Below are 22497 nucleotides of genomic sequence, written 5' to 3'. Positions count from 1 at the left end.
GCGGTGCCGTGTCCTTCGTGGGCGTCGTGCTGCTCGCGAGAGTCTTCGTGCCCGCGCTGATCCGCGGACTCGGTTCACCCGTGCAGCGCCTGGCGGGGGTGCCGGGGGAACTGGCTGTCGACAATGCGGTCCGCAATCGCTCCCGGACGGCGAACACGGCGACCGCCCTGCTCGTCGGTGTCACGCTGATCTCCACCATGACCGTGGGGGCGGCCACCCTGCTCCGCTCGGTCGACACCCTGCTCGATCACAAGATGGCCGTCGATGTCGTCGCCTCGGCCCTCCCTGACGCGGCGCTGCCGGCCCGGGTCGAACCACTGATCGCCGCAGTGTCAGGCGTTGCCGAGACCACGACGCTGCTCGGCGCCCACGCCACCGTCGGGTCGCTCGAGATGGACGTGCGCGGCATCGACGTCGCCGAGGTGGACGTCATCCACGACGACGCGATCACCAGTGCGCTCCGCTCGGGCAGGGCTTTCGTCTCGCCGGGAGTCGCCAAGGACGCGGGCGTCAAAGCCGGCGAACGGGTGCGATTCTCCGGAGACAAAGGGTCGGCGGACCTGATCGTCGAGATCGCCGACAACCTGCCGGCGGCCGTGCTCATGCCGCGGAGCGATCTGCGGTCGATCGCCTCGGCCCCCGGGCCGATTGCCGTTCTGGCCCGCCTCGACACGGGCGCCGACAGCGGTGCCCTGATGGCCGATCTCGAGTCGGCGCTGGCGACGACGCCCGGCGTCACCATGAGCGGCACCGCGCAGCAGCGGCAGGAGTTCGTCGACATCCTCGACACTGTGCTCGCCGTCGCGGCCGCCCTGCTGGCGGTGGCGATCGTCATCGCGGTCGTGGGCGTCGCCAACACGCTCTCCCTGTCGGTCCTCGAACGCGGCCAGGAGCACGCACTCCTGCGCGCCCTCGGCCTGACTCGCCGGCAACTGCGTCGGGCGGTCGCCGTCGAGGCCGGGTTGATAGCGCTCGTCGGAGCCCTGGTGGGTGTCGCACTGGGCATCGGCTATGGCTGGGCCGGCGCCCACACCATCGCCGGCGAAGAGATGACGGTGAGCCTGGGTATGCCGTGGCCTCGCCTCGTCCTCATCGCCGCCGCAGCACTGGCCGCCGGCTTGCTTGCCTCGCTGCTGCCCGCCCGCCGGGCCTCCCGCACCGCCCCCGCAATCGCACTCGCACAGGAGTAATCCCACATGACCCGACTCGCCATGCCCCACTCGCCCGTCCCGTCGGCCCACCTGGACGCCGCCGACCTGCTCGCCCGCGACCTCGTCCACTCCTACGGCCGAACCGCCGACACCCCGCCGGCCCTCGCCGGTGTCAGCGTGCGCATCGCCGCCGGCGAATCCGTCGCGGTCATGGGGCCGTCCGGGTCGGGCAAGACGACGCTCCTGCACGTCCTGGCCGGCATCGTGCGGCCCACCTCCGGGGCCGTGCACTGGCGTGGCCATGACCTGTCACGGCTCTCGGACCGGAGCCGGGCGGCATTGCGCCGCAAGGATTTCGGGTTCGTCTTCCAGTCCGGCCAGCTGCTCCCGGAGCTGCCGGCCGAGGAGAATGCGGCCCTGCCGCTGATGCTCGCCGGTATGCCGCGGCCGGACGCCGTGCGCCGGGTGCGCGCGATCCTGGACGGGCTGGGTCTGCAGGGACTGAGAGAGCGGCGTCCCGGGGAGTTGTCGGGTGGTCAGGCCCAGCGCGTGGCGGTCGCCCGCGCGCTGGCCACCACTCCGGGAGTCGTCTTCGCCGACGAGCCCACAGGCGCGCTGGATCAGCAGACGGGTGCGGCGGTCATGGGCCAGCTCGTAAGCCGCGACCCGCGCGCACGGCGCCTCCCTGATCGTCGTCACCCACGACCCCGGCGTGGCCGGCTTCTGCGAGCGCATCCTCGTCATGCGCGACGGGCGCCTGGTCTCCGAACACCACCGAGGAACGACCCGATGACCACCCTCACGCCGACAGTGCGCCTGTGGTGGCATCTGGGCCGCCGAGCAGACGACGGCGCGCGACTGATTACCCTGCTTCCGGTGCTCGCCTTCGCCGTCGCCTCGGCCTGCCTCCTCATCGCTGTCTCCGGTCTCGTCGCCTTCGACGGCCGGCGCGTCGGCGGGCTCGTCGACGGCCCGGGCGAGTCTGACCCGGCTGCGCTCTACACGATCCTGGCCGCTGTGGCCGTGGGTCTGATGGCCGTGCCGATCCTCACCCTCGGCGGGGTGGCCGCACGCCTGATGGTGAGCCGGCGTAACCACCGTCTCGCCCAGCTCCGGCTCGCCGGCGCGACCACGGGTCAAGCGCCACTCATGACCGTCCTGGAGACCACGAGCCAGGCGCTCGCGGGCGCGGGACTGGGGACGGCGGCATACCTTGCCTCGTTGCCGTTGTTGGCTCGAATCCCGTTCTTGGGCAGCCATTTGCAGGTCCACGAACTCTGGGTGGGGCCGGCCGTCCTCCTCACGTCCATTGCCGCCCTCGCCACCCTGGCTGCGCTCTCCGGGCTGGTGAGCATGGCGACAGTCGCCATCACGCCGCTCGGGGTGACGAACCGGGTGACGCCGGCCCGATTGAGCCTGCTGCGGGTCGGCGCGACCGGCCTCCTCATGGCTGCGTGGGTGGCCGTGTCGGGCGGCATGGGCCAGGTCGGTATCGGCGTGCTCGCGGCCGCGCTCGTCGCGGCCGTCGCCTCGATCAACCTGATCGGGCCATGGGCGTTGATGGTCTTCGGCCGGATGGTGGCGCGCCTGTCGCGGCGCCCCGCGACGATGCTGGCCGCGCGCCGGATCGTCGACGACCCGCGCAGCGCGTGGCGCACGACGAGCACGATGGCGCTGGGTATCCTCCTCGCGACTCTGGCCACCGTCACCGACGGGATCGAAACAGAGCCCGGCGACAAACTGCCGTATCTTGCCGAGGACATGGGCACCGGTGCCCTCGTCACGCTGGGGATCGTGTCCGTCATCGCCGCGACCTCGGCCGGTGTCGTCCAAGCTGCCCGGGTGCTCGACCAGGCACCGCAGTACCGCGCTCTGGCCTATGCCGGAACGGATCTCGCGACCCTGCACCGGGCGCGGACGCTCGAGGTCGGCCTGCCGCTGCTGATCACGATGGGCCTGACCCTGGGCTTCTCGTTGCTGCTCTTCGCCTCTCTCGCATCCTTCGTCGGAACCGGCATGGTGGTGCGCTACGCGGTGGCCGTCGGCCTCTCGGTGGCCCTCCTCTTCGCCGGCCTGACGGCTTCGCGGGGGCTGCTGCGCAGTGCCGCCGCCTTGGACTGAGTTTTACCCACGAAGTTCTCAGCCGAGTGCCTCGTCGACGAAGCACCAGCGCCACGCCTCGCCCGGCTCGAGTGAGCGCATGACGGGATGGCCGGTGTCGTGGAAATGCGCGCTGGCGTGCTTGCCGGGGGAGGAGTCGCAGCAGCCGACGTGCCCGCACGCGGTGCACATGCGCAGGTGGACCCACTGCATACCCGCCTCGAGGCAGCGGTGACAGCCGTCCGCGGTGTCGGGCACCACGCAGGCCGGCTGCGCCTTCAGGTGCTCGCAGGCGGCCGCCACGGCGTCCGGCGGACGCAGCGGAGTCTCCCGCAGGCGCCCCGAGCGTTGCTGCCCGTATGCCAGTGCCGCCTCCTCGGCGTCCATCCCGTTGAGCACCCGCGCGAGGACATGCTGGTCGACCTCGTCGGCGTCACGCATGCGCAGCAGTTCGGCGCGTTCGGCGCCGATCATCGACAGGCGCAGGCGGCGGTATGCCTCGCTCGGCGTCTCCGCGCCGTCGCCGCCGAGCTGTTCCCAGATGCGGTTGACGCGACTCGTCGACTGTTCGCGGATCTGGGCGACCACGTCGGGGTCGGCGTTCTCGTCGCTCTCGAGGGCGCGCAGTCCGGCGCCGGTCGCGGCGCCGACCACGGTGGCCTCGACGAGCGCGTCCTCCCGCGGATCGGGGCCCCGCACGTCCAGGCGGCGAGCCAAGCCCGGCAGGGTGAACCCCTGCAGGACAAGGGTTCCCACCGTGACGATCAGCGCGATGAGCACGAGCACGGGACGTAGCGGCGTGTCCTCCGGCAAGGTGAGCGCGGCGGCGAGGGTGACCACGCCGCGCATACCCGCCCACGAGCTGACGGCGCTGGCGCGCCGGCGTTCGGAGGGGGTGAACTCGGCTCGGCTGAAGATGGCCGAGAAGGGGAAGACCCACAGCGGGCGCAGGAGGAGCGTCGCCGCGAGGACGGCGAGACCGATCAGGACACTGCGCGCCAGGGTCAGCTCGCTGTCGACGACGTCGCGGATGATCGACTGCATCTGCAGGCCGATGAGGAGGAAGACGGCGTTCTCGAGCAGGAACGTGATGCTCGCCCAGTTGACGCGCTCGGACAGGCGCGAAGAGGCACTTTGCAGGACCGGCGCCTGGTGGGCGAGAAGCAGACCCGCCGTGACGACGGCGAGCACTCCGGAGGCATGGATCTTCTCGGCCGCCACATAGGCCAGGAAGGGCACGACGAAGGACAGGGCCGTGTCGGCGGGCGGCTCCGTGAGATTGCGCCGGACGATCCCCACGACCACGAAGACCAGCCAGCCGATCGCGATGCCGCCGAAGACGGCGATGCCGAAATCCTGGGCCACGTCGAGGAATCCGTTCTCCTCATGACCTGCCTGGCTGCCCGATCCGTGGGCAGCGAGCCCCGCGGCGCCCAGCGCCGTGCGCAGGGACACCAGGGCCGTCGCGTCGTTGAGGAGTGACTCGCCCTCGAGGATGGTCGTCATCCGCCGCGGCAGCCCGATGCGCCGGGCCACCGCCGTCGCCGCCACGGCATCCGGCGGCGCGACGATGGCACCGAGCGCGAAGGCGAGCGCGAAGTCGATGGGCAACAACCAGCTGGCGACCACCGCGACCCCAAGCGCGGTGAAGAGCACCAGGCCGACGGACAACCCGAGGATCGGAGTGATCAGGCGGCGCAGGTCCACGAGCGAGGTGGCGAGGGCGGCGGCATACAGCAGCGGCGGCAGCAACCCGAAGAGCACCACATCCGGCGAGAGCTCCAGCTCGGGAATCCCCGGGATGAACGAGGCGGCCACGCCGACACCGAGGAGGGTGAGCGGGGAGGGTATGCCGAGCGGCTCGCTCAGCCGCGCGAAGAGTATGACGGCGGCCGCGACGGCGACCAGGGTCAGGACGAGATCCACGCGACGCATTCTCCCCCGCCCGGGCGCATGCGGTGTCCGTCAGCCGGCCGGAGCCCCCAACCCAGGAGCTCAGGCGGTAAAGCGCCTCCGTCCGAGAGAGTGGGCGAGTGACCGGAGAGGCGGATTGGGTGACCGGAGAGCGGGGCCGGGTGGGTGGGGCCAGGGAGTTGAGCCCGAAGGTCGCGCTGCGACCGGAGGGCGAATCTCCTCCCTGGCCCCACCCACCCAACCCGCGAGCCAACACGCAGGGGGAGAGTCAGAGCTCCCCGAGGACGGCGGCGCGCAGGGTATCGAGGCCGACGCCGCCGATGTCGAGGGCCCGGCGGTGGAATTCCTTGAGGTCGAAGGCCTTTCCGGCGCGTTGCTGGGATTCTTCGCGCAGTTGGAGCCAGAGGCGCTCGCCGATCTTGTAGGACGCGGCCTGGCCGGGCCAGCCGAGGTAGCGGTCCAGTTCGAAGCGGAGCATCGCCTCTTCCATCTGGGTGTGGGCGCGCAGGAAACGCCAGGCCTTGTCGTAGTCCCAGGCGCCGCCGCCGACTTCGGCGGGCGCGGCGAAGCCGCAGTGGACGCCGATGTCGACGACCACGCGGGCGGCGCGCAGGGACTGACCGTCGAGCCAGCCGAGGCGGTTGCCGGGGTCGTCCATGAAGCCGAGTTCGGCCATGAGGCGCTCGGCGTAGAGAGCCCAGCCCTCGCCGTGGCCCGAGGTCCATGCGGACAGGCGGCGCCAGCTGTTGAGCAGCTCGCGGCGATAGACGGTCTGCGCGACCTGCAGATGATGGCCGGGCACGCCCTCGTGATAGACGGTCGTCAGCTCGCGCCAGGTGGTGAACTCGGTGACGCCGCGAGGCACCGACCACCACATGCGCCCGGGACGGCTGAAGTCGTCGCTGGGGCCGGTGTAGTAGATGCCGCCGGTCTGGGTCGGGGCGATGCAGCCTTCGATGACGCGCACCGGCCCGGGAATGTCGAAGTGCACGTCGGCGAGGGCGTCGATGACGTCGTCCGCCTTGGCCTGCATCCATACCTGCAGGGCCTCGGTGCCGTGCAGTTGGTATGCCGGGTCGGCGTCGAGGATGTCGATCGCCTCCTCGAGCGTGGCGCCGGCCTTGACCTGGTCCGCCACCTCGGTCTGCTGCGCCTCGATGCGGGCGAGTTCCTCCTGCCCCCAGTCGTAGGTCTCGGCGAGATCAACCTCGCTGCCGAGGAAGTAACGGGAGTGCAGCCGGTAGGTGTCGATGCCGCAGGCGTCGACCTCGGGTGCCTTGTCGAGGAGGGTCTCGCGCAGTGTCCGGCCCAGTGCATCGTATGCCGTGGCCGCCGCGTCGATGCCCTCGCCGACGCGGGCACGCACCGCGTCGTCGAGGCCGCCGGCGGCGGCCAGTCCGTTGCGCAAGCCGACGAAATAGCCGTCGTCAGAAACGAATTCGGCGCATTGACCGATGCAGGCCGCAACCTGGCGGTGCGGCGCCACCTGTCCCCGCGCGGCCGCGGCCTGCAAGGTGGTGACCCACTGGTCGAGGGCCGCCGGCACTGCGCTCAAGCGGGCGCCGAACGTGCTCCATTCGCGGTCGGTGTCGGTCGGCATCAGATCGAAGATCCCGCGGATGCCCTGCAGGGGCGACGCGAGGACGTTGAGCGCCGAATCCTCAAGTCCCGCAGCGTAGATCTCCTCCGCTACGCCGAGTCGCTCGCGCATCGCGGCGATCGTCACCGCGTCGATGTCGTCGGAGGGGGTGGCCGCGGCGAGGCGGGCCAGGGTTTCTCGCCGCAACGCGGAGCCGGCCGCGAAACCATCGGGACCGAAGTCGTCGAGTTGGTCGTCGTGTCCGGGGATCCCCAGGCTTGTGGCCGTGATGGGGGAGAGGGCGACCTCGGCTTCCAAGTGTCCCTCCGCAATGGCGTCGACATCGGTAGGTGTCCTGGTCACGGGGCGAGAGGCTACCCGACCGGACTGCCGGATGCGGGCTGAATCGCTGCCATAGGGTTGGCCTGTGACGGCGCGCATCCACTCGGTCAATATCGGGTCACCCACGGTCTCGAACACTCGGTCACGGCAACCGACCGGCATCGTGAAGGCGCCCACCGACCGCATCGACGTGCGCGCCCCCGGGCCGGTCAAGGGGCACAGCGGTGTCGTCGGAGACTTCATCGGCAGCGCCAAGCATCACGGCGGCGACGGCCAGGCGGTTTACGCCGTGGCCCGCGAGGAACTCGACTGGTGGGGCGCGGAGCTGGGCCGCGAGCTGCCCGACGGGATGTTCGGAGAGAACCTGACCACGGCGGGACGGGACGTCGATGGCGCGCTGGTGGACGAGGTGTGGCGAATCGGCACCGCGGTGCTGCAGGTGACCGGCCCGCGAATCCCGTGCTCGACCTTCGCCGGCCGGATGCAGGAGAAACAGTGGGTGAAGCGATTCGCGGCGCGCGGCCATACCGGGGCCTATCTCGCTGTGCTGCAGGCTGGTTCGATCAGCGTCGGTGACGCCGTCGAGATCCTCGAGCGTCCCCGTCACGGCATCACCGTGCCGGTGAGCTTCCGCGCGGCCATGGGTGACAGCGACGCCAAGGAACGCTTCCGCGCCTCCGCCGCCGGCTCGCCGGGTCTGCGCGACTACATCCTGGCCTAGAGCAGGTTCGAGCCCGTCAAACAGCGCCGGACAGCGGCGCCAGCCGTTGGGACATGGTGGCGGGAACCTTGTGGGGTCATCTGGCCCACGCGCTGGTGCGCCAGGCACCGCGGCTCGGGTGCGCGGGCGCCCGGACGGCCCGCTCGGGACTGGACCATTGGGTGATCCGCCGCGGCCCGGCCGCTTCCTCGTCGCCACCGGCGGCGGACAGCACCGCCACGATCGCCGCGATCTGCGCCGCATCGGGGTTGCCGTGCACGATCCGCAGGACCGGCCGCGCGTCCGGCCCGGACGCACCGTCCGCGGTCTGGGTGTTCTCGGTCATCTGCTGATCCATCACAGGGGAATGTTGCCGTGCTTCTTGGGCGGCAGGGACTCGCGCTTGTTGCGCAGGGCCCGCAAAGCTCGCGTGACGTTCATCCGCGTGTTGGAGGGGGAGATGACGGTGTCGATATACCCCCGCTCGGCGGCGATATAGGGGTTGGCGAGAGTGTCCTCGTAGTCGGTGATCAACCGTTGACGCAGCGCGACGACATCATCACCGGCGGCCTCGGCGGCCTTGATCTCCTTGCGGTAGAGGATGTTCACCGCACCCTGGGCGCCCATGACGGCGATCTGGCCGGTCGGCCACGACAGGTTGATGTCCGCACCGAGGTGCTTCGATCCCATGACGTCGTAGGCCCCGCCATAGGCCTTGCGGGTGATGACGGTGACCTTGGGGACGGTGGCCTCGGCGTAGGCGTAGATCAACTTCGCGCCGCGGCGGATGATGCCGTTCCACTCCTGGTCGGTGCCGGGCAAGAAGCCGGGCACGTCGACGAACGTCAGCACCGGCACGTTGAAGGCGTCGCACGTGCGCACGAAACGTGCGGCCTTCTCGGAGGCGTCGATGTCGAGGGTGCCGGCGAACTGCATCGGCTGGTTGGCGACGACGCCGACGCTGCGGCCGTCGATCCGGCCGAACCCGACGAGCATGTTGGGCGCGAAGAGTGCCTGAACCTCGAGGAAATCGCCGTCGTCGAGGACGTGCTCGATGACGGTCTTCATGTCGTAGGGCTGGTTCGCGGAGTCCGGGATCAGCGTGTCCAGTTCGAGGTCGAGGTCGGTGACCGCCAGGTCGTTCTCGAGGTCGTAGGCCGGGGGCTCCTCGAGGTTGTTCGACGGCAGGTAGCTCAGCAGGGCCTTGACGTATTCGATCGCGTCGGCCTCGTCGGTGCCGAGGTAGTGGGCATTGCCCGACTTGGTGTTGTGCGTGCGCGCGCCGCCCAACTCCTCGAAGCCGACCTCCTCGCCGGTGACGGTCTTGATCACGTCCGGGCCGGTTATGAACATGTGCGAGGTCTTGTCGACCATGATCGTGAAGTCGGTGATCGCGGGGGAGTAGACCGCGCCGCCGGCGCATGGGCCCATGATCAGCGAGATCTGCGGGATGACGCCCGAGGCGTGGACATTGCGCAGGAAGATCTCGCCGTAGAGGCCGAGCGAGACGACGCCCTCCTGGATGCGCGCGCCGCCGGAGTCGTTGAGCCCGACGACCGGGCAGCCGATCTTCATGGCGAAGTCCATGACCTTGACGATCTTCTCGCCGAAGACCTCGCCGAGCGAGCCGCCGAAGACGGTGAAGTCCTGCGCGAAGACCGCGACCGTGCGCCCGTCGACCAGGCCGTAACCGGTGACCACGCCGTCGCCGTAGGGGCGCGACTTCTCCTGCCCGAAGGCGTTGCTGCGGTGGCGGGCATATTTGTCCATCTCGATGAACGTGCCCTCGTCGAGCAGGGTGAGGATGCGCTCGCGCGCGGTCATCTTGCCCTTGGCATGCTGCTTCTCCACGGCCACCGGTCCACCCGCGTGCGCGACCTCGGCGACACGGCGTTTGAGATCGGCAAGCTTGCCTGCGGTGGTGTGGATGTCGACATCCTGAGCGGCGGCATCGGCGGTCATGAGACCAAACATAGCCTTGCCCACATGCGCCTTTCTCTAGATCTCCCGCGAATCGAGACGGCCCTCCGGGAGAGTTCCGTCACGCAGATGCTCTGCCACGACAAGATCGACTCCACCAACACCGCCGCGCTGGCGCTCGACGCCCCCGGCGCGCTGGTGCTCGCCGAGCACCAGGTCGGCGGCAAGGGACGGCTCGGGCGGGAGTGGACGGAGACTCCCCGCGCCGGGCTCGCGATGTCGCTGCGAGTGCCGGTCCCGCCGCATGCCGTGGGTTGGGTCCCCCTGCTCACCGGGCTCGCCCTGCGCACCGCCGTGGCGCGCGAAACGGCATACCGTGCCGACCTGAAGTGGCCCAACGACCTGCTCGCCGCCTCCGGAGGCAAGCTCGCCGGGATCCTGTGCGAGATGACGCCCGACGCCATCGTCATCGGCGCCGGCCTCAACGTCGACCACACCCGCGAGGAGCTGCCGGTGCCCACCGCCACCTCACTCGCCCTCGAGCTGGGCCGGCCGATCGGCGCCATCGACCGCAGCGCGTTGGTGATCGCCTACGTCCAGGAGCTGACCACCTTGCTCGCCGCACTGCATACCGGCGGGGGCGGGCTGCGCGCGGCACAGGAGGCCTACCGCGCCGCCTGCTCCACGATCGGCGCGCGGATCACCGTCCAGACCCAGGACGCGCCCGTCGCGGCGGAGGCCACCGGTGTCGACGACGACGGGCGCCTGCTCGTCCGGGACCCGGCGGGCGCCACGCGGGCCATCGCCGCAGGTGACGTGCATCACGTGCGCGTGGCAAAGTAGGGAGGGCGACGGGAGAAGCATGCGGCAGGACGATCTGGCCGTGCAGGAGTTCCTGGACCACATTCAGGAGCGATTGCTCGGCAAGCCGGTGGCGACGGGGAGAGAAGAGGTCTCTCAGCGCGCCGATCTGGCGTTGAGCAGCGTCACGGCGTTCTGGCATGCCCTCGGCTTCCCCACCGAGCATTCCGACTCGGGAGTCTTCACCGAAGCGGATCTCGTTGCCCTGCACCGGATCGTCAGCCTCATCGACGACGGTGGCGTGGACGAACAGCTGGCGTTGGGTATGACGCGCGCCGTGGCCCGCACCGCCGACCGGCTGTCGGTGTGGCAGACCCAGCTGGTCGCCGAGTCGGTCGCGCCCGACGTCTCGCCGGACGGCTTGGGCGCCGATCCGCAGACGGCGGCCGAGGTCGCCCGTCGCCTGACGGCCGCCGCCGACGCCTTCGAGCCGTTGCTCGTGTATGCCTGGCGGCGCCACCTGTATGCCGCGCTGACGAGGATGGTCAGCGACGCTGACCCGGCGCAGGCCAGCTCCGGGCCGGTGCGGCTGGTGGGGTTCGCCGACCTGGTCAACTTCACCTCGGTGGTGCGGCGGGCCACCGAGCGGGAACTGGCCGTGATCGTCCAACGGTTCGAACGGCTCGCCTCCGACATCGTCACCGCGCACGGCGGCCGCGTGATCAAGACCGTCGGCGACGAGATCCTCTTCGTCAACCAGGACCCGGTGGCCGGCACGGCGATCGCCCTCGACCTGGTCGACACGATGGCCGAGGAGGAGGTGCTGCCGCAGGTGCGCGTGGGGCTGGCATACGGTCCCGTGCTCTCCCGGCTCGGTGACGTCTTCGGCACCACCGTCAACCGTGCCTCGCGGCTGACGGCGGTCGCCGGGGAAGGCCGCGTCCTCGCCGACGAGGCGCTCGCCGCCCGCCTGGCGCAGCAGTCCGGCTTCCGGTTGCGCACCCAGCGCCGCCGCTTGTTACGCGGGATCGGGACCCATACCCCACGCGAGGTGACCAGGAGTCATGGCGGACGCCGGAGCGAGGGCGGGGGCCCACTGCATACCATGGGGACATGACGAGGGTGCTGCTCGCCGAGGACGACGAGGCTATCGCTGAGCCGTTGGCGCGCGCCCTGCGCCGCGAAGGCTATGAGGTCGAAGTCCGCGCCGACGGTGCGGAAGCGCTCGAGGTCGCCCTCCGCGGAGTCGACCTCGTCGTGCTCGATCTCGGCCTGCCCACCATGGACGGACTCGACGTCTGCCGGCGGCTGCGGGCCGCCGGATCCACCACCCCGGTGCTGATCCTGACCGCCCGCAGCGACGAGGTGGACACCGTCGTCGGGCTCGACGCCGGCGCCGACGACTACGTCAAGAAGCCCTTCCGGCTCGCCGAACTGCTCGCGCGGACCCGGGCGATGCTGCGCCGCGGCAACGCGGACCCCGAGAACGTACCCGCGCTCGTCATCGACGAGGAGTCGCGGCGGGTGTTCCTGCGCGGAGAAGAGCTCAGCCTCACGGGCAAGGAGTTCGCCCTGCTGCGGGTGCTGCACCGCGACCGCGGCAAGGTCGTCTCCCGCGAGCAACTGATGCACGAGGTCTGGGACACCGAGTGGTACGGCTCGACCAAGACGCTCGATGTGCACATCTCCGTGCTGCGCCGCAAGCTCGGCGACAACGACGAGCCCCGCCTGATCTCGACGGTGCGAGGAGTCGGGTTCCGGCTCGACGTCGATGAGTAGCCCGTGAACCGCCTGTTCGTGCGCGCCACCATGTCGGTGGTGGCCGCCGTCCTGGCCACCATGGCGGCCCTGGTCATGTTGCTGCTCGTCATCGCGGGTTTCCGCGCCCCGGGCGACCGGGTGATGGACCGGGTGCCGTCGACCACGTTCGTGTTCATCGTCATCGGCATCTGTGCCGCGCTGGCGGCTGTCGCGAGCGTCCTGGGGCTGGTCGTCGCGCGCCGCCAGGCGGCCCGGGTGACCGCACCCCTGTCGGCGCTCGCGGCCCAGGCGACCCGCCTCGGCTCGGGCGAGGCGAACATGGCACCGCTGGCGACCGGCGTCTCGGAGGTGGATGCGGTCAGTGCGGTCATCGCGGCGAGTGCCGGTGACATGGCGCGATCGTTGGCCGCCGAACGGGACTTCGCCGCTGATGCCAGCCACCAGCTGCGCACCCCGCTCGCGGCCTTGATGCTGCGGCTGGAGGAGATTGCCGACACCGACGACCCGGACGTCGTCAAGGAGGAGGCCGGGGTAGCGATCGCCCAGGTCGCCCGCCTGACCGATGTCGTCGACGACCTGATGAACCGGGCCAAGCGCCGGCCGCCGGAGGCGGCGGTCGTGTCCGTCGACTCGGTTCTCGCTGCGCTGCAACGCGAGTGGCAGCCGGCCTTCGCCCAGACCCGGCGCAGCATGCGCGTGCACGGCGAACGTGATCTGCAGGTCTTCATCGCCCGCAACGCCCTGTCGCAGATCCTCTCCACCCTCATCGAGAACTCGCTCGCCCACGGGTCGGGCACCGTTTCGGTGGCGGCCCGGCACAGCGGGCCGACTGTCGTCGTCGAGGTCAGCGACGAGGGCCCGGGCGTGGACCCGGGCATCGCGCGACACATCTTCGAGCGATCCGTCTCCTCGTCGGGGTCCGGCCTCGGGCTGGCCCTGGCCCGCGATCTGGCGGAGAAGAACTACGGCAGGCTGGAACTGTTGCGCGCCGAGGGGGCGGTGTTCGGGCTGTTCCTCTCCGACGCCGGGTCCAGTTCGTTGGCGAAGACGAACTTGCGGTAGGCCCAGAAGCGGAACAGGGTGCCGAGGCCGATGCCGACGACATTGGCGATATTGTCGGCGAAAAGGGTCTTCAGGCCGAGCCCGTAGTGGGAGAACGCGATCGCGCCGGCGCCGATGACCAGAGCCACGATATTGGTGAAGGCGAACAGCGCGAACTCGTGGTGAGCGGGGCGGTTGCGGCGGGCCCGGAAGGTCCACTGCCGGTTGCCGATCCAGGAGAAGACGGTCGCGACCGAGGCCGAGACGACCTTGGCGGTCGTGGGCTTGTCCTCCATGACGGTATTGCGCAGCAGGTTCATCGTGCCCACGTCGACGACGAAGGCGAGCGCGCCGATGATGCCGAACTTCACGACCTCGCGCCACAAGACGTTGATGGTGCCGCGGACCCAGTCCACGAATGCATGGGCGGGCGACGTCACCGGCAGATTTTACCTGTCTCAGCGGCCTGTCCCGGCACGGGGCAGCGCGCCGGTCGCCGGTATCCTCGCCGGGTGAACGCCAGTGCACCCACTCCGCTTCGAGCACCCGGCGGTTTCCCGGTCGTCGGGATCATCGGCGGTGGCCAGCTGGCGCGGATGTGCGCCGGCCCCGCAGCCGAACTCGGCGTCACGCTGAGCGTGCTCGCCGAGGAGGGCGACGGCTCGGCGGCGCAGGTCGTGCGCTCGGCGCCCGTGGGGGACTACACGGATCCGGCGACGGTCCTCGACTTCGCCCGGCACTGCGATGTGGTCACCTTCGACCACGAGCACGTGCCGGCACCGGTGCTCTCCGCGTTGGCGCAGGCGGGGGTTCCCCTGCATCCCAGCCCCGAGGCACTCGTCTTTGCCCAGGACAAACTCGCCATGCGCACCCGGTTGACCGCGCTGGGCATACCGTGCCCTCGCTGGGCCGCCGTCGCGACGGCCGCTGAGGCCGCGGCCTTCGGTGATTCCGTCGGCTGGCCGGTGATCGCCAAGGTGCCCACCGGCGGGTATGACGGCAAGGGCGTTCTCGTCGCCTCCGCGCCCGAGGAGGTGGCGGAGTGGCTGGCGCGCGGGCCGGTGCTACTGGAGGAGCTGGTCGCATTCCGGCGCGAACTCGCCGTGCTCATCGCGCGTTCGCCGTCGGGGCAGGCGGCGGCGTGGCCGGTGGTGGAAACGGTGCAGGAGAACGGGATCTGCGTCGAGGTGCACGCGCCGGCAAAGGACCTGTCACCCGATCTGGCGGCCGACGCGACCGCCGCCGGGCTGCGGATCGCGGGTGAGCTCGGGGTCACCGGCGTCCTCGCGGTGGAGATCTTCGAGACCGCCGACGGCTTCGTCGTCAACGAGCTCGCCATGCGCCCGCACAACAGCGGCCACTGGAGCATGGACGGCGCGATCACCGGCCAGTTCGAGCAGCATCTGCGCGCCGTGCTCGACCTGCCGCTCGGTGACCCGCGACCCCGTTGCGGCGTGACGGTCATGGCGAATGTCCTTGGGGGGCAATACGATTCCCTCTACCCTGCCTACAAGCACGTGATGGCGCGTGACCCGGGACTGCGCGTGCACATGTACGGCAAGGGCGTGCGGCCCGGGCGCAAGATCGGGCACGTCAACGTCGTCAGCGAGTCGTATGCCGATGCGCACGAGCGGGCCCGGCATGCCGCCGATTATCTGCAAGGAGTGGTCACCGAATGAACCCCGTCGTCGGCGTCGTCATGGGCAGCGACAGTGACTGGCCCGTCCTAGAGCAGGCCGTGATTGCGTTGCAGGAGTTCGATATTGCGTATGAGGCGGATGTCGTCTCGGCCCACCGCATGCCTGAGGACATGATCGCCTACGGGCGCGGTGCGGCCGCCCGCGGCCTGCGCGTCATCATCGCCGGCGCCGGGGGAGCGGCCCACCTGCCCGGCATGCTCGCCTCCCTCACGCCGTTGCCGGTCATCGGCGTGCCGGTGCCGCTGAAGTACCTCGACGGCATGGATTCACTGCTGTCGATCGTCCAGATGCCGGCCGGGGTGCCCGTCGCCACGGTCTCCATCGGCGGGGCGCGCAACGCCGGCCTGCTCGCCGCCCGCATCCTCGCCACCGGCGCCGACGACGAGGCCGCCCGCCTGCGGGCCGCGATGGTGACCTTCCAGGAGTCGCTGCGCCAGACGGCATACGACAAAGGTGCCGCGTTGCGCGAGCAGCTGTCCTGACGCCCCCGCCTTCTTCGCGGATTGCGGATGTCGCTCGCGGACGCGGCGGGCCACGCGTGCCACACTGAACAGGTGGCGATGACGCACCAGAACGACCCCGACCTCGTCCGGAACCTGCTCGTGGATCCAGGGACGTGGGTGATCGTCGGCCTGAGTACCAACCGCCAGCGCGATGCCTGGCACATCAGCCGCTACCTGAAGATGGAGCAGGGCAAGGCCATCATCCCGGTGCACCCCAAGGCCGAGACCGTGCACGGAGAGCAGGGCTACGCCAGCATCTCCGACATCCCCGACGGCACGGACGTCAAGGTCGTCGACTGCTTCGTCAACAGCGAGCACGTCGGTGCGGTCGTCGACGACGCCATCGCCAACAAGGAGCGCCTCGACATCGACGCGATCTGGATGCAACTCGGGGTGGTCGACCCCGATGCCGCCGCCCGCGCCCGCAAGGCCGGCATCGACGTCGTCATGGACACCTGCCCCAGGATCGAGTACCCGAAACTGCGCCCCGCCTCCAGCTGAGATCGACGTCAGTCGGAGCCGAACAGGTCGCGGGTGTAGACCTTGTCGGCGACGTCCGCGAGTTCGGGCGTCTGTCGGTTGGCGACGATCAGGTCGGCCCGGGCCTTCAGCTCCTCGAGGCTGTCGACGACCTCGGAGCCGTACCAGCTGCCGTGGGCGAACTCGGGCTCGTAGACGATGACCTCGATGCCCCTGGCCTTGATCCGCTTCATGATGCCCTGCACCGATGAGGAGCGGAAGTTGTCGGAGCCGGCCTTCATGATGAGCCGGTAGATGCCAACGACCTTCGGCTGCCTGGCGACGATGTCCATCGCCACGAAGTCCTTGCGGGTGGTGTTGGCGTCGACGATCGCGCTGATCAGAGTCTGGGGGACGTCCTGATAGTTGGCCAGCAGCTGCTTGGTGTCCTTGGGCAGGCAGTAGCCGCCGTAGCCGAAGGACGGGTTGTTGTAGTGGCTGCCGATGCGCGGGTCCAGGCCGACGCCCTCGATGATCTGGCGGGTGTTGAGGCCGTGGGTGGAGGCGAAGGTGTCGAGTTCGTTGAAGTAGGCGACGCGCATGGCGAGGTAGGTGTTGGCGAACAACTTGATCGCCTCGGCCTCGGTGCTGCCGGTCAGCAGCACCGGCACGTCGGGCTCCTCGGAGGCGTCCCGCAGCAGGTCGGCGAAGCGTTGGGCCCGGTCGCTGAGTTCGCCCACCACGATCCGGCTGGGGTGCAGGTTGTCGTGCAGCGCCCGGCCTTCGCGGAGGAACTCGGGGGAGAAGATGACATTGTCGGTGTTCAGGCGTTCGCGGATCCCGAGGGTGAAACCGACCGGGATCGTCGACTTGACGATCATGACCGCATCGGGGTTGGTGTGCGCGACGTCTTTGATGACCGACTCCACGGAGCGGGTGTCGAAGTAGTTGGTCACCTCGTCGTAGTTGGTCGGGGTGGCGATGATGACGTATTCAGCACCGGCATACGCCTCCTCGGGGGAGGTGGTGTAGGTGATGTCGAGGTCCTCCTCGGCGAGGAAGCGCTCGATGTCGGGGTCGCTGATGGGGCTGCTGCCCGCGCGCAGCATCGCGATCTTGTGCTCGTCAATGTCGTGGGCGCGCACCGTGTTGTGCCGCGCCAGCAGCATCGCGAGCGAGAGGCCGACATACGAGGTGCCGACGACGGCGATGGTGGCGGGGGCGCTGTAGGACACGATCGGCAATTCTACGGGGGCGGGCGGCGTGGGCCGATCGGCTCGCCGCGGTCGGGATAGGTTGGGGGTATGCGGTTCGGCATCTTTGTCCCTCAGGGCTGGCGGATGGATCTGGCCGGCATCGACCCGGCACAGCACTGGGGGGTGATGGCCGGGCTCGCGCGGCGCGCAGACGCCAACCCCGAGTGGGAGTCGATCTGGGTCTACGACCACTTCCACACGGTGCCCATGCCGAGCCAGGAGGCGACCCACGAGGCGTGGACCATGATGTCCGCCTTCGCCGCGGTGACCGGCCGCGTCCGGCTGGGGCAGATGTGCACGTGCATGAGCTATCGCAACCCGGCCTATCTCGCGAAGGTCGCCGCGACCGTCGACATAGTCTCCGAGGGCCGGCTCGAGATGGGCATCGGCGCCGGCTGGTATGAGCACGAGTGGCGGGCCTATGGCTACGGCTTCCCCCGGGCGGGGGAGCGGCTCGCTGCGCTGCGCGAGGGCGTGGAGATCTTCCGGCAGGCCTGGACCACCGGGAGCGCCACGCTCGACGGCGAGCACTATCAGGTCGACGGGGCGCTGTGCTATCCCCGTCCCCTGCAAGGCACGTCGGCGCCCGGGTCGCCGCGCAACGGCATACCCATGTGGGTCGCCGGTGGTGGCGAGAAGGTGACGCTGCGGATCGCGGCGGAGTATGCCGACTACACCAACTTCGACGGCTCGCCCGAGGGGTTCGCGACCAAATCCGCTCTCCTGCAGCAGCATTGCGCCGACGTCGGGCGCGACTTCGGCGAGATCGTGCGCAGCGCCAACTACAACGTCTTCATCGGCGAGACCGAGAAGGAGGTCGAGGACCGGCTTGCCTGGTTCGCCGACCACATGCGCCAGGCGGGCGTGCCGGAGTCGAAGATCGACGAGCAACTGCCCGGCTTCCGCAACGGCCCGGCCGTCGGCACACCCGAGCAGATCGTCGAACGGCTCTCCGCTCTGCAGGACATGGGCATGACCTACGCGATCACCTACTTCGCGGAGTCGGCCTACGACCTGTCCGGTGTCGAACTCTTCGAGCGCGAAGTGATGCCCGCGCTGCTGGATGAGCCCAAGGCCGACGCGCACGAGCACCGGTGGCACCTGCGGGGACGACGCTGACCCTCCGTGTGACCGGCTCAGCCGGTCGTGCAGAAGCTCTTCTCCACGAACAGCATTCCGCCCGTGACCTCGGCGCGGGGGCTGTCCAGCCCGACCCAGCCCAGGAGCCCGGTGCTGGCCGCGGCATTGGCGTAGGTGTCGACCACCTTGCACCCCGACCCGAACCAGACGGGGGCGCGCAGGTGCTCACCACCGGGCCAGAGGGTGACGTCCAGTGCGGTGGAGGTGTTGCGGATGCCGGAGGCGGTGAGCACCCGCACCGGCACGCTCCCAGCCACCCGCAGGCCTTCGCGCCCGGTCCTCCCGCCGCCGGTCTCGGCATACCACGTCTGGTCGTTGCGGAGGAGGGTGCACACGTGGTTCGGTGTCGCGAACTTGGGCGGTTGCACGCCCGCTGGGCACGACCAGTCGTTCCACTCCGCAGCGTCGACGCGGGCCCACGGATCCGCGGCCGCGTCCCAGGCCACCTGGGTGTCGACCCACCCGCTGTGCGCGTTGCCGGGGCGGCCCAGGACGGTGCCGAGGCGCAGCCACGACACCGACCCCTGCCGGTCGTCGCTCGTGCTCACCCAGTCGCGCTCCGCCGGGGGGCGTGGTGCTCCGGGGCCGGTCCATTCATACGACGTGGCGCCGGTCAGGCTCACCGCGGTCGCTGTGACTCCCTCCTGAGACAGTCCCCAAGGGCCGACACGGCCGGCTGCGGTGCCCCGCAAAGCATCCCAACGCTGCATGAGCCGCTCGCCGTAGGGGCTGTGGATGGTGTAGCCGATCCGGCCCAGCGGTCGCAGGGAGAGTCGCACGGGATAGGTGGCGCCGGAGTCGCCGCTCACCGTCCCCGCGATATCGACGCCCACCCGCCCGACCCGAGTCATCGTCGCCGCTCCCGGCGACGAATACAGCGTCTCCGACCCGGACTTCGCGCAACCCGCAGGCCCGACTATGCCTGTTGGACAGGCATAGTCGGTGATGTCGACCATGATCCCCTCGTCCCAGGAGACACGTATCGCGTGGACATTGCCCGGGCGGCCGGCGACCTTTCCGGTGCCGAAGAGCAGCACGTCATACCAGTTGCTCGACCGGGGATTCACCCAGCCGGCGGCAAAGCCGGCGGGTGCGTGGACGGGTGGGCCGGGCTCGGCGGCCACACCCGGGCCGGCGACGAGGGCGGGAAGGACCGTGGCGGCGACGACCACGGACGGATACCGGCGGAAACGAGCGAACACGGCGCAGACGACTCCCGGCTGTCGGCGTCGACGGCCTCTGGTCTCACGCTACTCGTGCGGGCGACGGCGCGGCAAACCCCCCATGCCCGGGAGTCATCTGAGTCACGCCAAGGGTCCTTGGGGTGGCCGGAACAGCGGCCGTAGTGTGGATGCGTGAACGCCGATTTCGACACCTACCGCCTGTCCGAGGACCACGAGGCCATCCGCCATGCGGTCCGCGAGATCGCCGAGGCCAAGATCGCGCCCTACGCGGCCGCGGTCGATGAGGAATCGCGCTATCCGCAGGAGGCGCACGACGCGCTCGTGGCGAGCGACTTCTTCGCCCCGCACGTGGCCGAGGAGTACGGCGGAGCGGGCGCCGATGCGCTCGCGACGTGCATCGTCATCGAGGAAGTCGCCCGCGTGTGTGTCTCCTCCTCGCTGATCCCGGCCGTCAACAAGCTCGGCAGCATGCCGGTGATCATCGGCGCGAGCGAGGAGGTCAAGAAGAAGTACCTCACCCCGCTCGCGGCCGGCACGGGCGGCTTCTCGTACGGCCTGTCCGAGCGCGAAGCCGGGTCGGACACGGCGTCGATGCGGTGCAAGGCGACCGACAACGGCGACGGCACGTTCACCCTCAACGGGCAGAAGGCGTGGATCACGAATGCCGGTGTCTCCGAGTACTACACGGTCATGGCGGTCACCGATCCGGACGGCCCGCGCGGCGGCAATGTCACGGCCTTCGTCGTCGAGAAGTCCGATCCCGGATTCACCTTCGGCGAGAAGGAGAAGAAGCTCGGGATCAAGGGCTCGCCCACGCGGGAGCTGATCTTCACGGGCTGCGTCATCCCCGAGGACCGCATGGTCGGTGGCCGCGGTGAGGGGCTGAAGATCGCCCTGCGCACCCTCGACCACACGCGGGTGACGATCGGGGCCCAGGCCGTCGGGGTCGCGCAGGGAGCGCTCGAGCAGGCCACGGCATATATCAAGGAGCGCAAGCAGTTCGGCAAGGCGATCGCCGACTTCCAGGGTGTGCAGTTCATGCTCGCCGAGATGGCGATGCAGCTCGAAGCGGCCCGCCAGCTGGTCTATGTCGCGGCGGCCAAGTCCGAGCGCAATGCGAGCGACCTGACCTTCTTCGGCGCCGCCGCGAAGTGTTTCGCCTCCGACGTCGCCATGCAGGTGACCACCGACGCGGTCCAGTTGCTCGGCGGTGCGGGCTACACCAAGGACTTCCCGCTGGAGCGGATGATGCGCGACGCCAAGATCACCCAGATCTACGAGGGCACCAACCAGATCCAGCGCCTGGTGATGGCTCGCCAGCTGCTGCGCTGAGGGCCCTAAGCTCACGAACATGCCCAAGCTGACCGAAGTCTCCGAGTCGTCCGCGCATGTCGGTCTGACCGAGGCGCTGCCGGTCGTCGCCGAGTCGACGACCTCACGCGTCCTGGTCAACAACGACCTGCTGCGCGTCGTGCAGTTCACCTTCGACGAAGGGGAGATGCTCACCGAGCACGCCTCGCCTCGGGCCGTCGTGGTCCAATTGGTCAGCGGCACAATGCGATTCACCGTCGACGGGGTCGAGCACACGATGGGCGAGGGGGATGTCATCTACCTCGCCCCGGGCGCCCGTCACGCGCTGGTGGCCGACACTGCCTGCCGCATGACCCTCGTCATGGTCGACACCACCGCCTGACGGCCGAGTATCGCGTCCGAAGCGCGCAGGAGGGGCCCAGTCCGAGCAGCCACGGCTCGGGTGCATTGATGCCGTGGCCGTCGAAGCGCTTGGTCACCTCGACGACGGTGAAGCCGTGGGCCGCGGCGCGGGCGGCGATGACGGAGTTGAGCAGGTGGGCCCCGTCGTTCATCAGCTGCTGCTCGGCCGCGGTGACCGTGCCGTAGGGCGTGACATAGTCGCCGTATTCCGGCGAGAACAGCCGCGCATAGCCCGTCACCAGCACGCGCGCGTTCGGCGCGTCCCGATCGATGCTGCTGTATGCCGTGTCGAGCAGACCGGGCAGCGACTGGAGAACCGCTGTGCGCGAACGGTTTACGGCTCCTTTACAGGTCGCCTCGTCCGCGAGGATGCACGTGGCGACCGCCTCGATCCAGGAGATGTCGTTGCCGCCGACGGAGACCGTGACCAGGTCGGTGTCCGTGTCCAGCGCGGTGACTTGCCCAGGAATGTCCATGGCCTTGGCACCGCCGCACGCGACGAAATCGTTCAGCACGATGCGCTTGCGGCCATCCACGAGCCGAGCCGGCGCCGACACCGAGCGGGCGCGGGGACCGGGATCGTAGGGCAGCACGCCGGCGCCGGACGCAGAAGAATCGCCGAGCGCGTCATAGACGATCGGCGCCGGTGCGGCGGCGCCCGCGGGTGCGGCGGCGGGGACGAGGGTTGCCACGGCCGCGGCGAGGGTGACGAATGAGCCGATCGATCTGCCGGCGCGCGGGGTCAAAGCCATCCCGCACGGTAGCCCTGCGCGGATCCGGCGGGAAGCGTTTCGGGGAATTCCCGCAGATCACGGCCAGGAGCGCGACACAGTTCTCCAGATCTTCGCCAGGGCACAACCCGCGCGCGACTTCCGGCGTCTGGAGTGGTGGGAGCGCGGTCGCGATCTGCCGCGTCCGGTCCCGAAGCGGTCCACTCGAAGGGGAGTCCTGGATGTTCGTTCATCGTCGTCGCACCATCCTCGCGGCCGTCGTTGCCGCACCGATCGCCCTGGCGGGCCTTCCGGCCGTCGCCGGCCCACCGGTCGTCGCACACGCACTGCCCGCCGCCACCAGCAGCGCCGCCGCTCCCGCCGCGCCCGAGCAGCACACCGACCTGGCCGTCCCGGTCGCCGGGGCCACCGCCGCGGAGGCGGCCTTGGCCTATGCCCGCGCCAACCATCGCGGCACCGGAGACCTGAAGGTCCTGTCCGAGGACACCGACGACATCGGCTC

Annotated in this window: 21 protein-coding genes and 1 pseudogene; 14 read left to right on the top strand and 8 right to left on the bottom strand. The window is 69.9% G+C overall.

The annotated features are described in order from the left end of the window. Together BN11_RS04935 and BN11_RS25820 are read left to right on the top strand one after the other, a co-directional pair. The coding region (locus tag BN11_RS04935) for an FtsX-like permease family protein (RefSeq protein ID WP_048695246.1) at positions 1–1190 on the top strand (1190 nt) is incomplete at its 5' end. Between the two features lie 6 nt (positions 1191–1196). Then, positions 1197–3272 carry an ABC transporter ATP-binding protein gene (locus BN11_RS25820; protein WP_053084008.1) on the top strand — a complete coding sequence of 692 codons (2076 nt, stop codon included), beginning with the start codon at positions 1197–1199 and terminating at the stop codon, positions 3270–3272. 18 nt (positions 3273–3290) lie between these two features. Here BN11_RS25820 and BN11_RS04920 read toward each other — a convergent pair whose 3' ends face one another. Together BN11_RS04920 and BN11_RS04915 are read right to left on the bottom strand one after the other, a co-directional pair. Next, positions 3291–5186: a Na+/H+ antiporter gene (locus tag BN11_RS04920; RefSeq protein ID WP_235435363.1), complete on the bottom strand. Its 1896-nt coding sequence runs from the start codon at positions 5184–5186 to the stop codon at positions 3291–3293. Between the two features lie 247 nt (positions 5187–5433). Continuing rightward, on the bottom strand, positions 5434–7107 hold the full coding sequence (locus BN11_RS04915; RefSeq protein ID WP_048700833.1) for a DUF885 domain-containing protein: 1674 nt from the start codon (positions 7105–7107) through the stop codon (positions 5434–5436). Positions 7108–7171: 64 nt separating this feature from the next. Between BN11_RS04915 and BN11_RS04910 the strand changes: the two genes are divergently transcribed. Further along, positions 7172–7807, top strand: a complete 636-nt coding sequence (locus BN11_RS04910; RefSeq protein ID WP_048695238.1) for an MOSC domain-containing protein — start codon at positions 7172–7174, stop codon at positions 7805–7807. 76 nt (positions 7808–7883) lie between these two features. Here BN11_RS04910 and BN11_RS04905 read toward each other — a convergent pair whose 3' ends face one another. Both BN11_RS04905 and BN11_RS04900 read right to left on the bottom strand, forming a co-directional pair. Next, positions 7884–8132 (bottom strand): acyl-CoA carboxylase subunit epsilon, encoded by a 249-nt coding sequence (locus BN11_RS04905; RefSeq protein WP_048695236.1) that lies wholly within the window; start codon positions 8130–8132, stop codon positions 7884–7886. Positions 8133–8143: 11 nt separating this feature from the next. Continuing rightward, positions 8144–9748: an acyl-CoA carboxylase subunit beta gene (locus BN11_RS04900; RefSeq protein WP_048695232.1), complete on the bottom strand. Its 1605-nt coding sequence runs from the start codon at positions 9746–9748 to the stop codon at positions 8144–8146. 24 nt (positions 9749–9772) lie between these two features. Here BN11_RS04900 and BN11_RS04895 point away from each other — a divergent pair, with 24 nt between their 5' ends. Genes BN11_RS04895 through BN11_RS04880 form a run of 4 tightly spaced genes read left to right on the top strand, consistent with a single transcriptional unit; the run spans position 9773 to position 13330 of the window. Further along, on the top strand, positions 9773–10549 hold the full coding sequence (locus tag BN11_RS04895) for a biotin--[acetyl-CoA-carboxylase] ligase (protein WP_048700831.1): 777 nt from the start codon (positions 9773–9775) through the stop codon (positions 10547–10549). A gap of 19 nt (positions 10550–10568) precedes the next feature. Beyond that, positions 10569–11624: an adenylate/guanylate cyclase domain-containing protein gene (locus tag BN11_RS04890; RefSeq protein ID WP_048695230.1), complete on the top strand. Its 1056-nt coding sequence runs from the start codon at positions 10569–10571 to the stop codon at positions 11622–11624. After that, on the top strand, positions 11621–12286 hold the full coding sequence (locus BN11_RS04885; protein ID WP_048695227.1) for a response regulator transcription factor: 666 nt from the start codon (positions 11621–11623) through the stop codon (positions 12284–12286). Before BN11_RS04890 ends, BN11_RS04885 begins: the two co-directional genes overlap by 4 nt. A gap of 3 nt (positions 12287–12289) precedes the next feature. Then, positions 12290–13330 carry a sensor histidine kinase gene (locus tag BN11_RS04880; RefSeq protein WP_048695224.1) on the top strand — a complete coding sequence of 347 codons (1041 nt, stop codon included), beginning with the start codon at positions 12290–12292 and terminating at the stop codon, positions 13328–13330. Here the strand turns inward: BN11_RS04880 and BN11_RS04875 are convergent. Beyond that, on the bottom strand, positions 13231–13749 hold the full coding sequence (locus BN11_RS04875) for a GtrA family protein (RefSeq protein ID WP_048695220.1): 519 nt from the start codon (positions 13747–13749) through the stop codon (positions 13231–13233). The genes BN11_RS04880 and BN11_RS04875 overlap by 100 nt on opposite strands. Before the next feature lie 72 nt (positions 13750–13821). Here BN11_RS04875 and BN11_RS04870 point away from each other — a divergent pair, with 72 nt between their 5' ends. The 3 genes from BN11_RS04870 (at position 13822) to BN11_RS04860 (ending at position 16013) form a co-directional block, all read left to right on the top strand. Then, the gene (locus tag BN11_RS04870) at positions 13822–14988 is read left to right on the top strand and encodes a 5-(carboxyamino)imidazole ribonucleotide synthase (protein ID WP_048695218.1); all 1167 of its coding nucleotides are present in this window, start codon (positions 13822–13824) and stop codon (positions 14986–14988) included. Continuing rightward, positions 14985–15491: a 5-(carboxyamino)imidazole ribonucleotide mutase gene (gene purE / locus BN11_RS04865; protein ID WP_048695216.1), complete on the top strand. Its 507-nt coding sequence runs from the start codon at positions 14985–14987 to the stop codon at positions 15489–15491. Before BN11_RS04870 ends, purE begins: the two co-directional genes overlap by 4 nt. Positions 15492–15569: 78 nt before the next feature. Then, positions 15570–16013, top strand: a complete 444-nt coding sequence (locus BN11_RS04860) for a CoA-binding protein (RefSeq protein WP_048700829.1) — start codon at positions 15570–15572, stop codon at positions 16011–16013. A gap of 8 nt (positions 16014–16021) precedes the next feature. Here BN11_RS04860 and BN11_RS04855 read toward each other — a convergent pair whose 3' ends face one another. Continuing rightward, on the bottom strand, positions 16022–17206 hold the full coding sequence (locus BN11_RS04855) for a nucleotide sugar dehydrogenase (RefSeq protein ID WP_327152834.1): 1185 nt from the start codon (positions 17204–17206) through the stop codon (positions 16022–16024). Positions 17207–17275: 69 nt separating this feature from the next. On the opposite strand from BN11_RS04855, the gene BN11_RS04850 reads away from it, so the two are divergent. Continuing rightward, on the top strand, positions 17276–18346 hold the full coding sequence (locus tag BN11_RS04850) for an LLM class F420-dependent oxidoreductase (protein WP_048695211.1): 1071 nt from the start codon (positions 17276–17278) through the stop codon (positions 18344–18346). A gap of 17 nt (positions 18347–18363) precedes the next feature. Here BN11_RS04850 and BN11_RS04845 read toward each other — a convergent pair whose 3' ends face one another. Continuing rightward, complete coding sequence (locus BN11_RS04845; protein WP_048695208.1) at positions 18364–19569, bottom strand: hypothetical protein; 1206 nt, start codon at positions 19567–19569, stop codon at positions 18364–18366. A 153-nt stretch (positions 19570–19722) separates the two neighbouring features. On the opposite strand from BN11_RS04845, the gene BN11_RS04840 reads away from it, so the two are divergent. Next, entirely contained in the window at positions 19723–20883 is a 1161-nt protein-coding gene (locus tag BN11_RS04840; RefSeq protein WP_048695205.1) for an acyl-CoA dehydrogenase family protein, read from the top strand. 19 nt (positions 20884–20902) lie between these two features. Continuing rightward, positions 20903–21244, top strand: coding sequence for a cupin domain-containing protein (locus tag BN11_RS04835; RefSeq protein ID WP_048695204.1), 342 nt, complete (start codon positions 20903–20905; stop codon positions 21242–21244). On the opposite strand, the gene BN11_RS04830 is transcribed toward BN11_RS04835, so the two are convergent. Next, positions 21222–22016 carry an SGNH/GDSL hydrolase family protein gene (locus BN11_RS04830; RefSeq protein WP_053084007.1) on the bottom strand — a complete coding sequence of 265 codons (795 nt, stop codon included), beginning with the start codon at positions 22014–22016 and terminating at the stop codon, positions 21222–21224. The two genes, BN11_RS04835 and BN11_RS04830, sit on opposite strands and share 23 nt — an antisense overlap. Before the next feature lie 200 nt (positions 22017–22216). Here BN11_RS04830 and BN11_RS23425 point away from each other — a divergent pair. Beyond that, positions 22217–22497, top strand: a pseudogene (locus tag BN11_RS23425) (hypothetical protein); the annotation flags it as partial.

Origin of the sequence: Nostocoides australiense Ben110, from assembly GCF_001050535.1 — a bacterium.
Lineage (GTDB): Bacteria > Actinomycetota > Actinomycetes > Actinomycetales > Dermatophilaceae > Nostocoides_A > Nostocoides_A australiense.
The sequence above is the reverse complement of the archived record's forward strand: the minus strand, read 5'-3'. Positions and strand labels throughout refer to the sequence as shown.

Bases quoted from the DNA above. Each gene is read 5' to 3' on its own strand.
- BN11_RS25820 (WP_053084008.1), top strand. From the start codon at position 1,197: ATGACCCGACTCGCCATGCCCCACTCGCCCGTCCCGTCGGCCCACCTG.
- BN11_RS04920 (WP_235435363.1), bottom strand. From the start codon at position 5,186: ATGCGTCGCGTGGATCTCGTCCTGACCCTGGTCGCCGTCGCGGCCGCC.
- BN11_RS04905 (WP_048695236.1), bottom strand. From the start codon at position 8,132: ATGACCGAGAACACCCAGACCGCGGACGGTGCGTCCGGGCCGGACGCG.
- BN11_RS04900 (WP_048695232.1), bottom strand. From the start codon at position 9,748: ATGACCGCCGATGCCGCCGCTCAGGATGTCGACATCCACACCACCGCA.
- BN11_RS04895 (WP_048700831.1), top strand. From the start codon at position 9,773: ATGCGCCTTTCTCTAGATCTCCCGCGAATCGAGACGGCCCTCCGGGAG.
- BN11_RS04890 (WP_048695230.1), top strand. From the start codon at position 10,569: ATGCGGCAGGACGATCTGGCCGTGCAGGAGTTCCTGGACCACATTCAG.
- BN11_RS04885 (WP_048695227.1), top strand. From the start codon at position 11,621: ATGACGAGGGTGCTGCTCGCCGAGGACGACGAGGCTATCGCTGAGCCG.
- purE (WP_048695216.1), top strand. From the start codon at position 14,985: ATGAACCCCGTCGTCGGCGTCGTCATGGGCAGCGACAGTGACTGGCCC.
- BN11_RS04860 (WP_048700829.1), top strand. From the start codon at position 15,570: ATGACGCACCAGAACGACCCCGACCTCGTCCGGAACCTGCTCGTGGAT.
- BN11_RS04850 (WP_048695211.1), top strand. From the start codon at position 17,276: ATGCGGTTCGGCATCTTTGTCCCTCAGGGCTGGCGGATGGATCTGGCC.
- BN11_RS04835 (WP_048695204.1), top strand. From the start codon at position 20,903: ATGCCCAAGCTGACCGAAGTCTCCGAGTCGTCCGCGCATGTCGGTCTG.
- BN11_RS04830 (WP_053084007.1), bottom strand. From the start codon at position 22,016: ATGGCTTTGACCCCGCGCGCCGGCAGATCGATCGGCTCATTCGTCACC.